This window comes from Algibacter ulvanivorans, from assembly GCF_048381495.1.
Lineage (GTDB): Bacteria > Bacteroidota > Bacteroidia > Flavobacteriales > Flavobacteriaceae > Algibacter_B > Algibacter_B ulvanivorans.
Map to the genome: position 1 here is coordinate 267,705 of NZ_JBLWGD010000002.1, position 20,914 is coordinate 288,618.

Here is a 20,914-nt window from a genome sequence, read left to right on the forward strand (position 1 = left end):
ATTTAATAACTTTATTTATGTGTTTTAAGTGTTTTGCTGATATTGGTGCATATGTAAAAACTATAGTTTTTGGCGTTTTTAATAAATTTTATCAATTATTGTATAATTTATTAAAATATGAATATACTTTTTTTAAGATATATAATTAGTAATTTTAGTACATCTTATTTAAAATGAGGAAATTAAATAGCTTAACATAAAAACTTTAGCAATGAATAACAATGAACAACATTTTAAGGGCGGAGACGCTAGTCAATGTCCTTTTTTAAGTGGAGACCAAAAGCAAACAGCAGGACGCGGAACTAGTAATAGAGACTGGTGGCCAAACGAATTAAAATTAAATATTTTAAGACAAAATGCACCAAAGTCTAATCCATTAGGAGAAGATTTCGATTATGCTAAAGCCTTTAATAGTATAGATTTTAATGCTTTAAAAAAGGATGTAATTGATTTAATGACAAACTCTCAAGATTGGTGGCCTGCAGATTATGGGCATTACGGAGGTTTTATGATTCGTATGGCATGGCATAGTGCTGGTACATATCGTGTTGGTGATGGTAGAGGCGGTGCTGCTTCTGGAAATCAGCGTTTTGCGCCTTTAAATAGTTGGCCGGATAATGGAAATTTAGATAAAGCCAGATTGCTTTTATGGCCTATAAAAAAGAAATATGGTAATAAAATATCATGGGCAGATTTAATGATTCTTGCTGGGAATTGTGCTTTGGAGTCTATGGGATTTCCAACTTTTGGTTTTGCAGGCGGTCGTGAAGATGTTTGGGAGCCAGAACAAGACATTTACTGGGGAAGCGAAACAGGTTGGCTAGATAATGATGAACGATATGATACAAGCGATGGTGATTTAGAAGGTCATCTTGGAGCGGCACATATGGGATTAATTTATGTAAACCCTGAAGGACCTAACGGAAATCCAGACCCTTTAAAATCGGCTCACGATATTAAAATAACATTTGGTCGTATGGCAATGAATGATGAAGAAACGGTAGCTTTAGTTGCTGGAGGACACACTTTTGGGAAAGCGCATGGCGCTGCAGATCCAGATAAGTATGTTGGTAAGGAACCACACGGAGCACCCATTGAAGAAATGAGTACAGGTTGGAAAAACACATATAAAACTGGTGTTTTAGATGATACTATTACAAGCGGTATAGAAGGGGCGTGGACACCAAATCCTACCCGTTGGGATGCCGATTATTTTGATGTGCTTTTAAATTATGATTGGGAGTTAACAAAAAGCCCTGCTGGAGCACACCAATGGACACCAACAGCGGCATCAAACGCACGAATGGCGCCTAAGGCTGGAGATGCAAATGGTAAACAAGCCTTAATGATGACAACCGCAGATATGGCGTTAAAAGTAGATCCAACCTATTTAGAAATTTCAAAACGTTTCCATAACGATCATAAAGCTTTTGAAAATGCTTTTGCAAGAGCATGGTACAAATTAACACATAGAGATATGGGGCCAATTAGTCGTTATTTGGGGCCAGAAATACCTAAAGAAGAATTATTATGGCAAGATCCAATACCTAAAGTAAATTATAATTTAAGCGATGATGATATTAATTTATTAAAACATAAGATTATAGCTTCTGGGCTAAGTGTATCGCAATTAGTTACTACAGCTTGGGCGTCGGCTTCAACATACCGAGATTCCGATAAGCGTGGTGGTGCCAACGGTGGGCGTATTCGTCTAGAGCCACAACGTAGTTGGGAAGTTAACAATCCAACGCAATTAAGCAAAGTGTTACATGCGCTTGAAGATATTAAAAATCAGTTTACAGGCTCAATTTCTATGGCCGATTTAATTGTGCTTGCTGGCACAGTTGGAGTTGAAGAAGCTGCTAAAAAAGCTGGACATAATATTAAGGTACCTTTTACACAGGGTAGAGGTGATGCTACACAAGAGCAAACCGACATAGAGTCTTTTGGGTATTTAGAGCCATTGGCAGATGGTTTTAGAAACTATATAACCCCTAAAGTAAAAGTTGCTGCAGAAGATTTATTGGTAGATAAGGCTAACTTATTAGCACTTTCTATTCCAGAAATGACTGTTCTTGTTGGTGGTTTACGAGTTTTAGGAGCAAATTTTGATGGTTCTAAATATGGTGTTTTTACTGAAAATGTTGGGCGATTAACTAACGACTTTTTTACAAATATTCTTGATTTCACATATACATGGAGTGCAACATCTAATGATGATACTATTTTTGAAGGTAAAAATAGAAAAACAGGTGAGGTTACATTTAAAGGTACACGTGCCGATTTAATTTTTGGTTCTAATACCGAATTAAGAGCTGTAGCCGAAGTTTATGGAGCAAATGATGGACAAGATAGGTTTGTAAAAGATTTTGTTGCAGCTTGGACTAAAGTAATGAATTTAGATAGGTTTGATTTAAAATAATAATTATTAATAATAGCGCGAAAGGAATGGTTTTTATCATTCCTTTTTTATTGAAACATAAAAACAATGAAAGCTACAAATAAAGTGTTTGAAAGCATAAAAAATAAAGATAACAACAGTTTAAAAGCATTGTTGCAAAATAACCCAAAATTAGCCGAAACTAAAGACGAACGAGGTTTTACACCATTAATTTTAGCAACGTATTTTGATAACCAGTTTGCTACAAAAATTTTAGTAGAACATAAAGCGCCTATAAACGATAAGGATGCTTCTGGAAATACCGCTTTAATTGGTGTGAGTTTTAAGGGAAACGTAAGTTTTGTTACTTATTTAATTGAAAATGGGGCAAATTTAAATGAAGTGAATAATAATGGAACCACAGCCTTATCGTTTGCTACACAATATAATAAGGTAGATGTTGTAAAATTGTTGTTAGAGCATAATGCAGATAAGAGTATTAAAGATAGTAATGGAAAAACAGCATTGGATTACGCAATCGATAAAAATTTTGAAACTATTACAAAACTTTTAAAATAAGGGGTTTGTAATTTATATTGTTTTATAAAAATAAAAAAACCATCTTGCCTTGGCAAGATGGTTTTTTATGCATTTTTCTTTTTCTTGTTTTCTATTTATCAATAGAGCCTAATACGCGTTTCATAAAGTTATTAACGGCATCTTTTTTAGTTGCTCCATCTTTAATCATTTTGTTTACTTCAATAGCGCCGTACATATTAGATATTAATTCACCAATTACATCTAGCTCTTCATCTTTAAGCGAAGGTACTTCTGTTAAAGCTTCTAGAGTTTCAATGGTTTCAATTACAAAATCTTCGTCGTTATCTTCAATAAACTGTGTTAAGTGTTTAATTACTGGTAGTTTCATAAATAAACTATTTTTAGGCTTCCGCGAAAGCGAAAATGTTAAACAACTTCGTTAACTAGTTCTTTTAAAACATCAAACTTATTGGTTTGTACTTGGTTTACAAAGGCACCATTTTTAAAGGTTGCAAATGTTGGTAGGTTATCAACAGTAGCTAATTTTCTACTTTCAGGAAATTTTTCAGCGTCAGCTATAACAAATGTTACGCCTTCTATTTCTGAAGCTAATTTTTTAACCTTTGGTTTCATTATACGACAGTTTCCGCACCATGTTGCAGAATATTGAACCACAACGGTATTGTTTTCTGCTATTAGTGTTTGTAAATTGTCTTCGTTTAATTCTTTTAACATAGCATTTGTTTTTATAGTCTTTACGAATTAAAAAGTTAGATAAATTACTTTTTAATTCGTAAAAACATTTTAATTTTATTATTAGTTAGCGTGTGCAGCTAAATACTCGGCAGTTGCTTTTGCATTGGCATTCATGGCTTCTTTACCTTCTTCCCAGTTTGCAGGGCAAACTTCTCCTTTTTCTTGTACGTGTGTTAAGGCGTCAACTAAACGAATATATTCGCCAACGTTTCTACCTAATGGCATGTTGTTTATGCTTTCGTGTTGTACGGTTCCTTCTTCATCAATAATGTAAGTTGCTCTATAAGTTACGTTATCGCCTTCTACTTGAACGGTTCCTGTTTCTTCGTCGTAAGTTTCGTTAGTAATATCTAGAATTCCTAAAATGCTAGATAAGTTTCTGTTACTATCGGCCAAAATTGGGTAAGTTACACCTTCAATACCTCCGTTATCTTTTGCTGTGTTTAACCAAGCAAAGTGTACTTCTGGAGTATCGCATGAAGCACCAATTACAATAGTGTTTCTTTTTTCGAATTCGCCTAAAGCAGCTTGAAATGCGTGTAATTCTGTTGGGCATACAAAAGTAAAATCTTTTGGATACCAAAATAATACTACTTTTTTCTTGTTGTTTACTGCTTCTTCAAGAACATTAACTTTAAAAGTATCTCCCATTTCATTCATGGCGTCTACGTTTAAGCTTGGAAATTTTTTACCTACTAATGACATTTGTATTCGATTTTTTTAATTATTGTTAATTATTTTAATGCAAAAGTACTTCGCAACTAAAGAAAATAAAACAACATAAAATTTTAAATACTTATTGATTAATAGTAATTATTTATAGGTCTTGATATTGAGTTGTTTAGGTTGGTTTTTTTATATAAATGTATTTCTTATTTATGCTTTTGTTAGCTGTCTTATTTTAATTGAAAAAGCAGCAAATAATAATGTAGTAAATGGGCTTAACCAATTAAAAATAGCATAGAAAAAATACTCGGCAACACCAACGCCTAAAACACCAGATTGGTAAGCGCCACAAGTATTCCAAGGTATTAAAACGGAAGTTACAGTACCAGAATCTTCAAGAGTTCTACTTAAATTTTCTGGAGCTAATCCTTTGTCTTTAAAAGCTTTTTTAAACATTTTTCCAGGAATTACAATAGCTAAATATTGATCTGAAGCTATTGTATTTAAACCTAAGCAGCTTATAACAGTACTAGCAAATAACCCGAAAACACTTGTTGCTATTGATAGTAAGGCACTTGTTATTCTTGAAAGTGCTCCAATGCCATCCATAATACCTCCAAAAACCATGGCACAGATAATAAGAAAAATAGTCCAAAGCATACCTTTCATTCCGCCAGAAGAGAACAAATCGTTTAATTTTTCGTTTGGCGTAGTTATTTGTGTATCTGTTAAAATAGATGTTATTATTGATGATAACTTAGAATCGCTTAAACTATCTAATATATTAGGCTGAAAAATAAATGCAAAAATGGCAGCTAATATAACACCTGCACTTAATGCTATTAATGGTTTGGTTTTTAGTAATATTAAACCAATAACAGATAATGGTACAAAAAACAGCCAAGGTGTTATGTTAAAATGGTTATTAATGGTGTTTAATAAGTTACTTACATCTGCGTTTCCAGAAGTTGTAATACTAAAACTTAAAACGCTAAAAACAATTAATGTTATTATTATTGTAGGAACAGTAGTAAAGCTCATGTATTTTATGTGAGTAAATAAGTCTGTTCCGGCCATGGCAGGAGCTAAGTTTGTGGTATCGCTAAGCGGAGACATTTTATCTCCAAAATAAGCCCCAGAAATAACGGCTCCGGCAATTATTCCAGAACTTATGCCTAAAGCGTTTCCAATACCAATTAAAGCTATGCCTACGGTAGCAGAGGTGGTCCATGAGCTTCCGGTTGCAATAGATATTACAGCAGCAATAATTACAGATGCTGGTAAAAATATTTCTGGGCTTAATACTTGCAAGCCATAATACACCATAGCGGGTATAACACCACTAACCAACCATGTACCGGCTAATGCACCTACTAAAAATAAAATCATAATAGGTATAAAAACGCTTTTTAAATTTTCCCATATTTCGGTAAGCATTCTTTTTAACGATACTTTATTAAAAAAACCAACTATTGCTGCAATGGCTCCTCCAATAAGTAGAATGAATTGATTTGAGTATTCGCCTAAAAGTTCGCCATTTGCAAACATAATATTGTAAAAAAGCAAAGCCATTAATAATATTACTGGTATAAGAGCTTCAATAAAATTAAGCGCTTTATTTTCTATGATGTTCTCATTATTGGCTTTAAATTCAGAAATATTATTTTGTTCTTGCATAAGGGAAATTTTAGTTATGTAATGTTACGATTTTATTATTTTTTATCAAAATGCATTTAACAGAGTGTTTATTAGGTGTTTATTGGTAAAAGTACTTGGTGTTTGTGTGTTGTTTTTAATTTTATTAATCGTTTTTATGTTTATTAGAAGTTATATTTATTGTGTTGTTTAATGTTATATTCATAAAGTTTTAATACTAGTTTTACTAAAGTTCTAGACTATTTCAGGAGTGTGTTTGTAATTAAAAAAGTTTGTATTAAAATTAAGTGTTTTTTCACGTGCATTATATTTTAAAATTGTTGCTTAACTTAGCCTGTTTTATATGGACTCATTAACTCAAATTGTTTTAGGTGCGGCTTGTGGCGAAGCTGTTTTAGGTAAAAAAATAGGTAACAAAGCATTGTTGTTTGGAGCTATTGGAGGTACAATTCCAGATTTAGATGTTTTAATTGGCAGTTGGTTATATGGTAATGAAATTGATGCTATGTTGTTTCATAGAGGTTTTATGCACTCCATTTTGTTTTCTATACTGGCAGCTTTCTTTTTTGGCTGGCTATTTTATAAACTATATAATACCAGAAAACGATTAAACACAACCACATTAACAGATTGGATAAGTTTATCTTTCTGGTCGTTATTTACACACCCCTTATTAGACTGTTTTACACCTTATGGTACACAGTTATTTGCGCCATTTAGTAATTACAGAGTAGCCTTAAATAATATTGCGGTTGCAGATCCTGCCTATACATTACCTTTTTTAGTAGGTATAATAACTTTAATGTTTTTTAAACGCGCATCAAAAAAAAGAAATGTATGTTTAAAGCTAAGTATAGGTATTAGTTCGGTTTATATGCTATTTACATTAGCAAACAAGCTGTATGTTGATGCTATTTTTAAAAAATCATTACACGATAATAATATAAGTTATATTAGGTTTAGCACACAACCAGCCATTTTTAATAACATTTTATGGTATGGCATTGTAGAAACCAAAACGTCATATTTTGTGTCAAGTTATTCGTTGTTAGACACTCAAAATCGTTTTTTAAATTTTCGAGAGTTACCCAAACAGCGCGATTTAAGTCCATTAGAGTATCAAGACATAAAAAGCTTAGCATGGTTTAGCAATCAATATTATAGTATTTATAAATTAAAAGAAAACGAATACCAGTATAACGATTTGCGTTATCCGCTTTTAGATGCAAACAACCCTAACACGTCTGTTTTTAGCCTATTACTATATAAAGAAAAAAACAGGTTAAACATGAAGCCATTTAAAGCGAAACTAAATAATTTTGAAAACGTTATGGCTAGTTTATGGTTAAGAATTAAAGGTATTTAACACAGTATTGTTTTGGGCGCAACCACAAGGGTCGGGCTATACGTTACAAGTCCTCGCTCGTACCTCGCTGTGGGCTATCCACTTCTATCCCTTGCGCGAAATTTGCCAATTAAGTTAATAATCTCTAAGGTAATTACAGCTTTAATTAATTTAGTTGAAATAAAAAATATAATATTACAATACCCCAATTTCTAGCATACAAGCTTTCATCATCTTGTAAGTGCGCTCAATATCGGCATCCAAACCAATAGAAAACCTAATTAAACCATCACTTAAACCCATGTCTTTTTGTTCGTTTTCAGGTATTTCAGACGATGTAGAGCTTCCTGGAGCACTAAATAGCGTCTTGTAAAACCCTAAGCTAACAGCCAAATACCCTAAGTTTTTATGCTGCATAAGTTCCATAAGTTGGTTTGCTTTTTCTAACGAACCAACATCAATTGTAAGCATGCCTCCAAAACCATAAGTTTCATTCATCATACTTTTAAACAAACTATGAGACGGATGCGACTTTAAACCAGGATAAACAGTTTTTAAGCCATCGGCTTCAAATTTTTCAGCTAAAAACAAACCATTTTTACTATGCTGTTGCATTCTTATGTGTAATGTTCTTAAGTTTTTTAAAATTGAAGCTGCACGTAAACTATCCATAGTCGACCCTAAAAGCATACAAGCACCATCATTAACATTTCTTAAGTCATTAATAAACTCTTGAGTACCACAAATAACACCGCCAACAGTATCACTAGAGCCATTTATAAACTTAGTTAAGCTATGAATTACAACATCTGCACCTAGTATTGCAGGAGAAATTGATAGTGGCGAAAACGTATTATCAACCACTAATTTCAAATTATGTCTTTTAGCAATTTCTGCTAAGCCTTTAATATCGGCAACTTCTAAAAGCGGATTGCTTACAGATTCGCAGTATATAACTTTTGTGTTTTTAGTTATAGCAGCCTCAACACGATCAAGCTTTGTAATATCAACAAAAGAGGTGTCAATATTAAATTTAGGCGCAAAGTTTTTCAAAAACGCATACGTACCTCCATAAATAGTTCTGCTAGAAACAATATGATTGCCAGCACTACATAATTGCATGATAACAGGCGTAATAGCGCCCATTCCAGATGCCGATACATTAGCCGTTTCTGTCCCTTCCATGGCAGCCAAAGCTTCACCTAAATATAAATTAGAAGGCGTAGAGTGGCGCGAATATAAATAACAACCATCTGCATTACCTTCAAATGTATCAAACATGGTTTTAGCAGATAAAAAAGTGTAAGTTGACGAATCTGATATAGAAGGGTTAACACCTCCAAATTCTCCAAAGTACTGTAAGTCTTGTATATTGTTAGCAGGTTTAAATGGCATAATAAGTTATATTTGTTTAATACAAAGTTTAAGTTTTTTAGAATTAAAAACAATACTTTGTTGTTGTAGTAGAAAATAAAACTATTTAAACGTATATTTATAGAATAATTAATTATAAGTAGGCTTGTGTTTGGTCTATTAATGAAATATTTTCAAGTATGACATTTGACGCAACCGATAAAAAACTTCTTGAATACCTACAGCAAGATTGTAAACAAACCAATAAAGAACTTTCTAATAAACTTGGTTTGTCTGTTACTGCTGTGTACGAACGCATTAAAAAGCTAGAAAAGACAGGTTTTATAGATGGATATATAGCTGTTGTTAATAAACAAAAGATAGACAGAAGTTTTGTTGTATTTTGTCATATTAAACTCCTTCAGCATACTCAAGAGTTTGTAGTTAGTTTCGAAAAAGAAGTAAAGCGTATTAATGAAGTTCTAGAATGTTATCATTTAAGTGGCGATTACGATTATTTACTTAAAGTAATTGTAAAAGATATGGCAGCTTTTAGGGAGTTTATGGTTAAGAAATTAACTAATATTAACCATATTGGTAGCACACATAGCATGTTTGTAATAAATGAAGTTAAACACAGTACAACAATAAATTTTTAAAATGAGTTCTAGGGTATATAAATTTATTGAGCTTATTACTATTTTCGTTCTAGTACCATTTAGTTTCTCATTAAATTACTCGCCGTGGATTAAATTAAGCATCGGTGTTTTAGGTTTTGCTTATGTAATTTATATACTCTTAGCTGTTGAAAACTTAAAATTTAAAATATCTAAAGAGATAAAATGGAAGCTGTTTTTTAAAATAACAATAATAAAATTGTTATTTATAGCATTTTTTACTACCCTTTTTGTATGGTTAACAGATGCAGAATCTTTATTTATAGTGGTGTTAAATAATCCTTTAAAGTGGTGTGTAATTTTATGTGTTTATAGTTTGTTTTCGGTATATCCGCAAGAGCTTATATATAGAACTTTTTTCTTTATTCGTTATTTTAGTTTATTTAAAAATGAAAAAGTATTTGTTTTTTTTAATGCAATTTTATTTGCTTTGGCGCATTTGTTTTTTGGTAGTATCTTGGTTTTAGTTTTAACTTTTATAGGAGGTTTAATGTTCGCGTATACTTATAAAAACACAGAATCTACACTTTTAGTGTCTATTGAGCATGCTATATATGGTTGTTGGTTATTTACCGTAGGTATGGGAGCTATGCTTGGGTTTCCCTCTTAACAAAATATCGACGAAATGCACTTTTTGTGCTATGTAATCAAATCTTTTTATTATTTTTAAACCTGCTATTAACAACAAAACTATTTTGAAATATGAAAAAATTAGGACTAATTATTCTAGGAGGTATTATAGGGGCATTATTAACATATTACTTTTGTCCGCAATCTGTTGCAGATAAACCCAATATGCATGCCGAAGCTACTGCCCCAAGAGATACTATAACAGTAGCTCAAGCAAAAATATTAAGTAATAATTGGGAAAAAAATAACCAAACAGAAGTAGATTCGTTAATAGATGTTGAAGGGCCTAGAAAAAAAATGCGATCAGTTTGGTGGTCGTTAAAAGAAATTAATGAGTATTTATCTTATGCCCAAGCTAAATCTGATACTTTAGGTTATAAAATGACAGGAGTTAGAGTATACTTAGGTAATTATGGTAAAAATGGAAAACCAGGAAAAAAGAATAGAAATACTATGTTTATAGTGCCAACAGGCCCTAAAAACACATCAAAAGCAAGTAGTTTGAATGTGCTCTTACCACCTGGCGATCCAGACATACCAGTACCACCTTTAAACGATGCTAGTGGAGGAGATACCGGTTACCCACAGTAATATAAATGAATGATTTTCTTTTAGAATATAAAAATACCTTATCGTTTGGTATTGAAGTTTTAGCAGCTGTTACTGGTTTAGTATTTTATAAAAAATATAAATTAACAGCTGCTAAATATTTTATATGGTTTTTAGTCTATTTATCCGTATGCGATTCTACTGGAGGATATGTAAAATATGTAAATAATGGGTTTTTGTCCTTTTTACAAGGTACGGTTTTTAGTAAAAATTTTTGGTGGTCTACTTTATATTGGAAAGTAGGAGCTATTGTGTTTTTTTCGTTTTATTACTATAATATTTTAAATAAATTATTGTTTAAAAAAATTATAAAATATAGTTGTATTAGCTTTTTATTGTTTTCCGTTATTTATATAATAATTAATTGGAATGATTATTTTATTCGATTTTTTCCTATAATTAGTATTCTAGGTGCTCTTATTATATTTGTTAGTACTGTTTTTTATTTTATAGAAGTATTGCTAAGCGATAAAATATTAACGTTCTATAAATCATTAAATTTTTATATTAGTGCAGCTATTTTTATTTGGTGGCTTATAATAACACCTTTAGTGTTTTATGATATTTATAATGTACAAGGAGACTGGAATTTTATATTCTTAAAGTGGCAAATTTATTTATTTGCCAATATTACTATGTACACAACTTTTATATTTGCTTTAATATGGTGCAAACCACAGAACGACTAGCAACTAGCGCTTCAGAGCGGTATTTATTAGTATACATGATTGCTGTTTTGGTAATTGTTACATCTTTAGTTATAATATTTTTTGTTGTTTTTTTAAAACGAAAAAATAAATTGCTTCAAGATAAAATTAGGCAACAGCAAGCTTTTGAGGCCGAAATAATTCAGGCGCAAACCGAAGCGCAAGAACAAACACTTAAAAATATAGGCTGGGAACTGCATGATAATGTTGGGCAATTATTGTCTTTTGCAAGCATGCAATTAAGTATTTTAAAAATGCAGGTTACAGATGATGTTAAAGAGAAGTTTAAAGACACTACCGAAGCTTTAAGTAATGGATTAAAAGAAGTTCGTGCACTATCAAAAACATTAAACAACGACGTTATTTTAAACATTGGCTTTGAAAAATCTATAACCAATGAGTTGGATAGAATGAGAAAAATGAAATTTAAAACGGCAAAGCTTGAAACTATAGGTAATAAAGTAGAATTTAAAGATAGAAAGCATGAAATAATTATTTTTAGAATTCTTCAAGAATTTTTATCAAATTCAGTTAAATATTCCGAAGCTAAAAACATTACTGTAGTTTTAAATTATAAGCCCCAACGCATATTAATTACTGCTACAGATGATGGTAAAGGGTTTGATGTTAAAGCCATAGAAAAAGGTTCGGGCTTAATAAATATGAAAAGTAGGGCTGCTTTAATTAATGCAGGTTTTGAGCTAAAGTCTAAAATAGGTGAAGGTGTTAAGTTATTTTTAAGTTACCCTTTAGCCTAAATTTTATTTTACATAAAGCTATTTTAGTTAAAAAAAACTCATCCAAAATACTTAAAAGCTTTTTTTATTAATTTTAATTTTCCTTTGTAAGGGGCATATCTAAAAGGAGGATCTATCCAGTTACCACGTTTTATAATAGGTTTACTATTCGAAAAAGTATTAAACCCATGTTTGCCATGATATTTTCCTATACCGCTAGCTCCTATACCGCCAAAGGGAAGTCTATGGTTTCCAAAATGAATGAGCAAATCATTAATAACACCGCCACCAAAACTATATTTGTTAATCATTTTTTCAACAAATTGTTTGTTTTTAGAAAAAACATAAAGCGATAAGGGTTTATTTAACTGCCAAATAATGTTTTCAATATCTTTATCTGTTTTGTAGGTTAATATTGGTAAAATAGGTCCAAATATTTCTTCTTGCATAATTTGGCTATTTAGGGTAGGAGTATCTACTAATGTAGGCGAAATGTAACATTCATTTTCATCTACCGTACCGCCAAATACAATATTACATTCTTTTAATAATCTAGAAAGTCTTTGTGTGTTTTTGGTGTTTATAATTCTTGGGAAATCTTCAGATGTTTTAGGGTTTTCGCCATACCTTTTAATGATTTCGATTTTTAAAGCTTCAATTAATTGCTTTTTAATATTTGATTTAGCAATAACATAATCTGGAGCAATACAGGTTTGTCCGCCGTTTAATAATTTTCCCCAAACTAGTCTTTTAGCTACAAGGTTTAAGTTAATAGTGGCATCTATAATACAAGGCGATTTGCCTCCTAACTCTAAGGTTACAGGTGTTAAATGTTTGGCTGCTGCTTTGGCAACAATTTTTCCAACTTTTGTACTGCCTGTAAAGAATATATAATCCCATTTTTGGTTTAATAATTCAGTAGAGGTTTCAATACCACCTTCAACAGATGTTGCAACATCTTTAGGAAAAACATTTTCAATTAATTGCGTAATTATTTTTGACGTGTTTAATGTAAGTTCGCTTGGTTTTAAAACAACCGTATTACCAGCAGCAATGGCCATAATTAAAGGCTCTATAGCTAAAAGGAAAGGATAGTTCCATGGTGCAATTACTAACACCGTTCCATATGGTTCTTTATAAATATAATCTTTTGAAGGAAATGTTAATAAAGACGATTTTATGCGTTTAGGTTTTGCCCAGCGTTTTAAGTTTTTTATAGCTAAATTTAGCTCTGAAATAACAATGCCTATTTCACTTAAATAAGTTTCAAATTCAGATTTTTTAAAATCATTTTTCAACGCATTTAAAATAGCTTGTTCGTTGGCTAAAATTTCGGTTTTCAATAATTTTAAAAGAGATAACCTATAATTTACGTCTTTAGTTTTTTGTGTTTTAAAAAAATCGTTTTGAAGGGTAATAAGTTTTGAGATTGATTTCAATTTTTTTCTTTTAAAGATATAAAAAATTAAAGACAAGCATTCCAAACAGTATCATCGGGTAATGGGGCATTAATAGAAATAGGTTCTTGTTTTACAGGATGCGTAAATTCTATATGCTTAGCATGTAAATTTATGCTAGCATCTTTATTGCTTCTGTCGAAACCATATTTTAAATCGCCTTTTATAGGACAACCTATACTAGATAGTTGTACTCGTATTTGATGGTGTCTGCCTGTTTCTAAACGTACTTCTAATAAAAAGTAATTGTCTAGTGTTTTTAACAGTTTATAATGTAGAATTGCTTTTTTGCTACCCGAAACTTCTTTTATATGCGCTTTAGATTTGTTGTTTTTAGGATTTTTTTTTAGCCAATGGGTAAGTGTATCTTGTTGTTTTGGTGGTTGGTTTTTTACTAATGCCCAATAGGTTTTACTAATATCTTTAGAAACAAATAATTTGTTTAATCGAGGTAAGGCTTTACTAGTTTTTGCAAAAATAACAAGCCCTGTGGTTGGTCTATCTAATCTATGTACGGTTCCTAAATATACATTGCCAGGTTTGTTGTACTTAATTTTAATATACTCTTTTATAACATCGCTAAGGGGTTTGTCTCCAGTTTTATCGCCTTGTACAATATCTCCAGCACGTTTGTTTATTGCTATAATATGGTTGTCTTCATATAAAACTTGAAGGTTGTTTTTATTTGATAGGGTTTTAGGCATATTTGGTGTTTCGATTTCTCGATTTGTTGGAAGCTTAGATGTTAAATAGGGGTATTATTATTTTTAATCTTAAAGGGCCAACTTTTTACTTAGGCATATTAATAAGATTAATATTTTTCGCTTTCATTAGGGAAATCAACACTTTTTACATCATCAACATATTGCGAAATAGCATTAGTCATATCTTCATATAAATGTAAATATCGACGTAAAAACCTTGGATTAAATTCGTGTGTCATGCCAAGCATATCGTGTAAAACTAAAACTTGCCCGTCTACATCTGGACCAGCTCCAATGCCAATTATGGGAATACTAACACTATCGGCTACTTGCTTAGCTAGTTTTGCAGGAATTTTTTCTAAAACTATGGCAAAACAGCCTAAACGTTCAAGTAGTTTGGCGTCTTCAATTAAATTTTCGGCTTCTTGTTCTTCTTTTGCACGAACGGTATAAGTTCCAAATTTATAAATAGATTGAGGTGTTAATCCTAAATGGCCCATTACAGGAATTCCGGCATTTAAAATACGTTTAATAGAGTCCTTAATTTCACGACCACCTTCTACCTTTACAGAGTGAGCACCGCTTTCTTTCATAATTCTAATGGCAGATCGTAAAGCTTCTTTAGGGTCGCTTTGGTAGCTACCAAAAGGTAAGTCTACAACTACTAAACATCTATCTATAGCTCTAATTACAGAAGAGGCATGGTAAATCATTTGGTCTAGTGTAATTGGTAATGTTGTTTCGTGGCCCGCCATAACATTACTAGCAGAATCGCCAACAAGTATAACATCTATACCAGCGCCATCAACAATTTTTGCCATGGTATAATCATAGGCGGTAAGCATAGATATTTTTTCGCCATTGGCTTTCATATCTACTAATGTTTTTACAGTAACGCGTTTATATTCTTTTTTAGCTACAGACATGTATTTTTTAGTTTAGATTGCATGTAAAAATACTAAATTAAGCAGATACTGTTAAACTTTTCTTTAAAGCATGTCTTGATTGCTGGTTATCAGTTATTTTAGTGGAAAACTAAATATTATGGCACGATTTATATTCTATTTAGCCCTATTAATTTCTTCTGTTTTGTTTGGTCAAACTGATGAAAACGCACATGTTAAAGCAACTGTTGATACTTTTTTTGATGGTTTTCATAAGGGTGATACCACTATAATGAAATCTGTAATGGCAGATAAAGTTCTTATGCAAACGGCCTATAAGAACAAAGAAGGTAAAGATGTTTTAGTTACCGACAAGCCTAACAAATTGCTAGAGGCTATAGCCAATAGACCCGATGACCAGAAATGGGATGAACGCTTATTGGATTATAACATTCAAGTAGATGGCAATATGGCTAATGCTTGGACACCTTATGAGTTTTGGTACAATGGTAAGTTTAGCCATTGTGGTGTTAATTCCTTTCAGTTATTTAAAGATGGTAGCCAATGGAAAATTATTTACTTAATTGATACGCGTAGACGCTCTTCTTGTAACCAAGCCGATTAACAATCTGAAAGATATACACCTACAGCCAAACCACCTTCAGATGTTTCTTTGTATTTAGAATGCATGTCTTTTGCAGTTTCCCACATGGTGTTTACAACTTTATCTAAAGGTACTTTTACGTTTTTAGGGTCGGTGTCTAAAGCAAGTTCGGCAGCATTTATGGCTTTTATAGCGCCCATAGCATTGCGTTCTATACACGGTATTTGTACTAAACCACCAATAGGATCGCAGGTTAATCCTAAATGATGCTCCATAGCAATTTCGGCAGCTACCAAAACTTGTTCTGGAGTGCCGCCAAGTAGCTCGGTTAATGCGCCAGCTGCCATGGCAGACGAAACGCCTATTTCTGCTTGGCAACCACCCATTGCGGCACTAATTGTGGCTCCTTTTTTAAATATGCTTCCTATTTCTCCGGCAACTAGTAAAAAGCGTTTAATATCATTAAAATCGCCATCGTGGTTTTCAATAACTAAATAATACATTAAAACAGCTGGTATAACACCTGCACTACCGTTGGTAGGAGCTGTTACTACACGCCCTAAAGATGCATTAACTTCGTTAACAGCTAAAGCAAAACAGCTTACCCATTTTAGTATTTGACGAAATTTTACTTCGGTATCTCGAATAGCATAAATCCATTCTACTGGTGTGTTGTATGGTGCGTTACCTTTTAAGTTTTTATGCATATCGAATGCGCGGCGCCTTACGTTTAAACCTCCAGGCAGGTTGCCTTCAGTATGGCAACCCGTATACATAGAGTCTAACATGGTATCCCATACACGCTTTAACTCGGTATTTATTTCTGTTTCTGTTCGTATAGATTTTTCGTTTTCTAAAACAACTTCAGAAATCGATTTGTTAAGGGTAGAACAAAATTTAAGAAGTTCTGTACCTTTATCTATAGGGTATGGGAAAGCGCATTTTATCTCGAAATTTCGCTTCGAGTTTTTACGTTCTTCTTTAACAACAAATCCGCCACCAATAGAATAAAAGGTTGAACTTGTTTTTTTTCCGTTACAAATGGCCGTGAATTTTAATCCGTTAGAGTGAAATGGTAAAAACTTTCTATTAAATATAATATCTGTTTTCGGGTTAAATGCTATATTAAGTTCGTTGTTTAAGTGTATTTTGTTTTCTGCTTTTATGCGATCTATTGTTGCATTTATAGAGTCTGCAGGAATGGTTTCGGGGTCTGCACCACTTAGCCCTAACATAATAGCAAAATCGGTAGCATGCCCTTTTCCTGTTAATGATAGCGAGCCATATAAATCGATTGAAATGGACTCTATGTTATTAAATTTTTTTGTCTTTTTTAATTCTTTTATCCAACGCTCGGCAGCACGCCAAGGCCCTAGGGTGTGTGAGCTTGATGGACCAATGCCAATTTTAAGCATATCGAAAACAGAAATACATTCCATAGAATTAATAGTTAAATTTTAAGCAAATATATATTGTTTTTTATTTGATTACTATGCTTTTTAGTTTAATAAATAGTTGTTAAATATATAGGCAGTTGTTTTGCGCAAGGGATAGAAGTGAATAGCCCACAGCGAGGTACGAGCGAGGACTTGTAACGTATAGCCCGACCCTTGTGGTTGCGCCCAAAAGATGAAATTGACAAAAGGTAAATGACAGATGATTGAAGGCAAATGGTTTACTGTGACTGTAAACTTAAATAAATCTGACACTATGACATATTTTTTTTGTTGGCATAATGATTGACTTATACAAATCGAAATTAAAAATAAATACAACATTTCTGTGAAAGCGGAAATTTATAAACCATAAATAAAATATATTATGAGTAAAATTATTGGAATCGATTTAGGAACAACAAACTCTTGCGTTTCGGTAATGGAAGGTAACGAGCCTGTTGTAATCCCAAACGCGGAAGGTAAACGTACTACGCCATCTGTTATTGCCTTTGTTGAAGGCGGTGAGATTAAAGTTGGCGACCCAGCAAAAAGACAAGCAGTAACAAACCCTACTAAAACAGTTTATTCTATTAAACGTTTTATGGGTAATAAATATTCTGAGTCTAAAAACGAAGCAGAACGTGTACCATATAAAGTGGTAAAAGGCGATAACGATACGCCAAGAGTTGATATTGATGGTCGTTTATATACACCACAAGAGTTAAGTGCTATGATTCTTCAAAAAATGAAGAAAACAGCCGAAGATTACTTAGGTGCAGATGTAAGTAGAGCTGTAATTACTGTACCTGCTTATTTTAACGATAGCCAACGTCAAGCTACTAAAGAAGCTGGTGAAATTGCTGGTTTAAAAGTAGAACGTATTATTAATGAGCCTACTGCTGCTGCTTTAGCTTACGGTATGGACAAAAAAGGTACCGACCAAAAAATAGTGGTATTTGATTTTGGTGGAGGAACACATGATGTATCTATCCTTGAATTAGGTGATGGCGTATTTGAAGTACTTTCTACAGACGGTGATACACACTTAGGTGGTGATGATGTTGATGAGAAAATTATTAACTGGTTAGCCGATGAGTTTAAGGCTGAAGAGTCTATGGATTTACGTGAGGATCCTATGTCACTTCAACGTTTAAAAGAAGCAGCAGAGAAGGCTAAGATCGAGTTATCATCTTCTGCACAAACAGAAATTAATTTACCTTATATTACAGCTACTGCTAGCGGACCAAAGCACTTAGTACGTACTTTAACACGTTCTAAATTCGAACAATTAATTGACGATTTAGTAAAACGTACTATCGAGCCATGTGAGTCTGCTTTAAAAGCTGCTGGATTAAGTAAAAATGATATTGACGAGGTTATTTTAGTAGGTGGTTCTACACGTATTCCTGCTGTACAAGCAGCCGTAGAGAAATTCTTTGGAAAAGCACCAAGTAAAGGTGTAAACCCTGATGAAGTAGTTTCTTTAGGAGCTGGTATTCAAGGTGGTGTATTAACTGGCGATGTTAAAGATGTATTACTTTTAGATGTAACACCTTTATCTCTTGGTATTGAAACAATGGGGAATGTATTTACTAAGCTTATTGAGGCTAATACTACAATTCCTACTAAAAAATCGCAAATATTCTCTACAGCAGCAGATAATCAACCATCAGTAGAAATTCACGTATTACAAGGTGAAAGAGCCATGGCTGCCGATAATAAAACAATTGGGCGTTTCCATTTAAGTGATATTCCACCAGCAAGACGTGGAACTCCGCAAATTGAAGTTACGTTCGATATTGATGCCAATGGTATTATTAAAGTATCGGCTGAAGATAAAGCAACCGGTAAGAAACAAGATATTCGTATTGAAGCTTCTTCTGGATTAAGTGAAGAAGAAATCGAGAAAATGAAAGCAGATGCTGAAGCAAATGCAGAAGCAGATAAAGCTGCAGCAGAAAATGCTCAGAAATTAAACGAAGCAGATTCTATGATTTTCCAAACAGAAAAGCAATTAGAAGAGTTTGGCGATAAATTATCTGAAGATAAAAAACAACCTATTGTTGATGCTTTAGAAGAATTGAAAAAAGCTTACGAATCTAAAGATATAGCTGTTATTACACCAGCTTTAGATAAAATTAACGAAGCTTGGAAAGTAGCTTCTGAAGAAATGTACAAAGCACAAGCCGAAGCTCAAGGTGGTGCACAACCAGGACCAGATGCTGGTGCAGGAGAACAAGCACAATCTGAAGGAAGTGATGTTGAAGATGTTGATTTTGAAGAGGTAAAGTAAGTTTTTAAAAACTTAATTAGATAATAAAAACGCAACCAGAAATGGTTGCGTTTTTTGTGCATTAATGCGAGCACGTAGTATGGTAATCTGTTAAAAGGGACTTTATATTTTGAAGAGATTACCACACTACGCTCGTAATTGACGTTTCAAATTTTGTACTTTCGAATTCTAAAATAAAACTATGGCTTTTTCGCAAAAAATAAAACCAAGCTATACTCCAAAACGTTTAGCCGTAAAACTCAATTCTAAAGGTGAGCAATTTGTTGTTCAAGGGCATCCGTGGGTATTTTCAAATAATATCACCAAAATAAATAACGATGCTAAATCTGGCGATTTGGCTATCGTTTTCAGTAAAAACAAAAACAAAGTAATTGGTTTAGGTTTGTATGATGCTAATTCGCCTATTAGAATAAAAATGCTTCATAGTAGCCATGAAAAAGTAGAAATAGGAGCAGCTTTTTTTAAAAATAAAATAGAAGAAGCCTACAAAAAGCGACAACCACTATTAAAAACAAATACAAACAGTTATCGCTTATTGTTTGGCGAAAATGATGGTTTCCCAGGCTTAATAGCAGATGTTTATGCATCGATTTTAGTGGTTAAGATATATTCTGAAATTTGGCTACCATATTTAGAAACTATAATGCCAAGTTTGCAAAAAAAGTGTGAAGCAGAAACAGTTGTAGTACGTTTAAGCCGTAGTTTAGAAACTTCAAAACAGCATAAACTAGATAATGGCGAAGTTGTTTATGGTGTTTTGGAAAATGAAGTTGTAGAATTTGTAGAGCATGGTGTAAATTTTTCGGCAAATGTTATAAAAGGACATAAAACGGGTTATTTTTTAGATCATCGTGCAAATAGAAAACAAGTGGGAGAGTGGAGTAAAGGTAAAACCGTTTTAGATGTGTTTAGTTATGCGGGTGGTTTTTCTGTGCACGCTTTAGCCAATGGAGCCAAAGAAGTAACAAGTCTTGATATTAGTAAACAAGCACTAGAAATAGCCATAGAAAACGGAAAACTAAATCATTACACAGGCAAACATAAAATAATTGCTGGCGATGCTTTTGCCGAATTAAAACAGTTAATAAAAAACAACATAACGTTTGATGTCGTTGTTATTGATCCTCCTAGTTTTGCAAAGCAAGCATCAGAAATCGAATTAGCGAAAAAAAAATATGCACAACTTGCAGAATTAGGCGAAAAATTAACTGCTAAAAAAGGATTGTTGGTGCTAGCATCTTGTTCTTCTAGAGTTTTATCTCAGCATTTTTTTGATATTAATAAAAACATTTTAAATGATGCTTCTCGTGGTTATAAAATTATGCTTAAAACAGGGCATGACATAGATCATCCTATAGGTTTTCCAGAAGGAGCTTATTTAAAATGCGGGTATTATAGGTTTAATAATTAAATATTTGCAAATTATTATTAGTAATTTGACGAATAAAAACTACTGTTAAGTACTATTTTTTGATTTTTA

Annotated in this window: 20 protein-coding genes; 11 read left to right on the forward strand and 9 right to left on the reverse strand. The window is 32.6% G+C overall.

Annotated features, from left to right (window positions below; translation table 11 throughout):
* The first annotated feature begins 211 nt into the window (after positions 1–211).
* On the forward strand, positions 212–2,422 hold the full coding sequence (gene katG, locus ACNG5D_RS06740) for a catalase/peroxidase HPI (protein WP_418182732.1): 2,211 nt from the start codon (positions 212–214) through the stop codon (positions 2,420–2,422).
* Between the two features lie 66 nt (positions 2,423–2,488).
* Positions 2,489–2,959: an ankyrin repeat domain-containing protein gene (locus ACNG5D_RS06745; protein ID WP_418182733.1), complete on the forward strand. Its 471-nt coding sequence runs from the start codon at positions 2,489–2,491 to the stop codon at positions 2,957–2,959.
* Positions 2,960–3,050: 91 nt separating this feature from the next.
* Here the strand turns inward: ACNG5D_RS06745 and ACNG5D_RS06750 are convergent, their stop codons facing one another.
* From ACNG5D_RS06750 to nhaC, 4 genes are all read right to left on the reverse strand, one after another.
* Positions 3,051–3,308, reverse strand: coding sequence for a DUF6952 family protein (locus tag ACNG5D_RS06750; RefSeq protein WP_418182734.1), 258 nt, complete (start codon positions 3,306–3,308; stop codon positions 3,051–3,053).
* 38 nt (positions 3,309–3,346) lie between these two features.
* Positions 3,347–3,655, reverse strand: a complete 309-nt coding sequence (locus ACNG5D_RS06755) for a thioredoxin family protein (protein ID WP_418182735.1) — start codon at positions 3,653–3,655, stop codon at positions 3,347–3,349.
* An 81-nt stretch (positions 3,656–3,736) separates the two neighbouring features.
* Complete coding sequence (locus ACNG5D_RS06760; protein WP_418182736.1) at positions 3,737–4,381, reverse strand: peroxiredoxin; 645 nt, start codon at positions 4,379–4,381, stop codon at positions 3,737–3,739.
* A gap of 171 nt (positions 4,382–4,552) precedes the next feature.
* Positions 4,553–6,019, reverse strand: a complete 1,467-nt coding sequence (gene nhaC / locus ACNG5D_RS06765; protein WP_418182737.1) for a Na+/H+ antiporter NhaC — start codon at positions 6,017–6,019, stop codon at positions 4,553–4,555.
* Positions 6,020–6,341: 322 nt separating this feature from the next.
* On the opposite strand from nhaC, the gene ACNG5D_RS06770 reads away from it, so the two are divergent.
* On the forward strand, positions 6,342–7,364 hold the full coding sequence (locus ACNG5D_RS06770) for a metal-dependent hydrolase (RefSeq protein ID WP_418182738.1): 1,023 nt from the start codon (positions 6,342–6,344) through the stop codon (positions 7,362–7,364).
* 174 nt (positions 7,365–7,538) lie between these two features.
* Here the strand turns inward: ACNG5D_RS06770 and ACNG5D_RS06775 are convergent, their stop codons facing one another.
* A complete protein-coding gene (locus ACNG5D_RS06775; protein WP_418182739.1) occupies positions 7,539–8,738 on the reverse strand; it encodes an aminotransferase class I/II-fold pyridoxal phosphate-dependent enzyme in 1,200 nt (399 codons plus the stop codon).
* 158 nt (positions 8,739–8,896) lie between these two features.
* Here ACNG5D_RS06775 and ACNG5D_RS06780 point away from each other — a divergent pair, with 158 nt between their 5' ends.
* The 5 genes from ACNG5D_RS06780 to ACNG5D_RS06800 all read left to right on the forward strand — a co-directional run bounded on the left by ACNG5D_RS06780 (position 8,897) and on the right by ACNG5D_RS06800 (position 12,077).
* The gene (locus ACNG5D_RS06780; protein ID WP_418182740.1) at positions 8,897–9,355 is read left to right on the forward strand and encodes an Lrp/AsnC family transcriptional regulator; all 459 of its coding nucleotides are present in this window, start codon (positions 8,897–8,899) and stop codon (positions 9,353–9,355) included.
* 1 nt (position 9,356) lies between these two features.
* On the forward strand, positions 9,357–9,983 hold the full coding sequence (locus ACNG5D_RS06785) for a CPBP family glutamic-type intramembrane protease (RefSeq protein WP_418182741.1): 627 nt from the start codon (positions 9,357–9,359) through the stop codon (positions 9,981–9,983).
* Between the two features lie 92 nt (positions 9,984–10,075).
* Positions 10,076–10,594 (forward strand): hypothetical protein, encoded by a 519-nt coding sequence (locus tag ACNG5D_RS06790; protein ID WP_418182742.1) that lies wholly within the window; start codon positions 10,076–10,078, stop codon positions 10,592–10,594.
* A gap of 5 nt (positions 10,595–10,599) precedes the next feature.
* The gene (locus ACNG5D_RS06795; protein WP_418182743.1) at positions 10,600–11,301 is read left to right on the forward strand and encodes a hypothetical protein; all 702 of its coding nucleotides are present in this window, start codon (positions 10,600–10,602) and stop codon (positions 11,299–11,301) included.
* Complete coding sequence (locus ACNG5D_RS06800) at positions 11,277–12,077, forward strand: sensor histidine kinase (protein ID WP_418182744.1); 801 nt, start codon at positions 11,277–11,279, stop codon at positions 12,075–12,077. The genes ACNG5D_RS06795 and ACNG5D_RS06800 overlap by 25 nt, the downstream gene beginning before the upstream one ends.
* 38 nt (positions 12,078–12,115) lie before the next feature.
* Here the strand turns inward: ACNG5D_RS06800 and ACNG5D_RS06805 are convergent, their stop codons facing one another.
* The 3 genes from ACNG5D_RS06805 to panB form a co-directional block, all read right to left on the reverse strand.
* Positions 12,116–13,495 (reverse strand): aldehyde dehydrogenase, encoded by a 1,380-nt coding sequence (locus tag ACNG5D_RS06805; protein WP_418182745.1) that lies wholly within the window; start codon positions 13,493–13,495, stop codon positions 12,116–12,118.
* A gap of 26 nt (positions 13,496–13,521) precedes the next feature.
* A complete protein-coding gene (locus ACNG5D_RS06810; RefSeq protein ID WP_418182746.1) occupies positions 13,522–14,217 on the reverse strand; it encodes an RluA family pseudouridine synthase in 696 nt (231 codons plus the stop codon).
* Between the two features lie 107 nt (positions 14,218–14,324).
* Entirely contained in the window at positions 14,325–15,143 is an 819-nt protein-coding gene (gene panB, locus ACNG5D_RS06815) for a 3-methyl-2-oxobutanoate hydroxymethyltransferase (protein WP_418182747.1), read from the reverse strand.
* 118 nt (positions 15,144–15,261) lie between these two features.
* Here panB and ACNG5D_RS06820 point away from each other — a divergent pair, with 118 nt between their 5' ends.
* Complete coding sequence (locus ACNG5D_RS06820; protein WP_418182748.1) at positions 15,262–15,726, forward strand: nuclear transport factor 2 family protein; 465 nt, start codon at positions 15,262–15,264, stop codon at positions 15,724–15,726.
* On the opposite strand, the gene ACNG5D_RS06825 is transcribed toward ACNG5D_RS06820, so the two are convergent.
* Positions 15,723–17,144 carry an L-serine ammonia-lyase gene (locus ACNG5D_RS06825; RefSeq protein ID WP_418182749.1) on the reverse strand — a complete coding sequence of 474 codons (1,422 nt, stop codon included), beginning with the start codon at positions 17,142–17,144 and terminating at the stop codon, positions 15,723–15,725. The two genes, ACNG5D_RS06820 and ACNG5D_RS06825, sit on opposite strands and share 4 nt — an antisense overlap.
* Positions 17,145–17,526: 382 nt before the next feature.
* Here ACNG5D_RS06825 and dnaK point away from each other — a divergent pair, with 382 nt between their 5' ends.
* Entirely contained in the window at positions 17,527–19,434 is a 1,908-nt protein-coding gene (dnaK, locus tag ACNG5D_RS06830; protein ID WP_418182750.1) for a molecular chaperone DnaK, read from the forward strand.
* A 181-nt stretch (positions 19,435–19,615) separates the two neighbouring features.
* A complete protein-coding gene (locus ACNG5D_RS06835) occupies positions 19,616–20,845 on the forward strand; it encodes a class I SAM-dependent rRNA methyltransferase (RefSeq protein WP_418182751.1) in 1,230 nt (409 codons plus the stop codon).
* Positions 20,846–20,914: the final 69 nt, after the last annotated feature.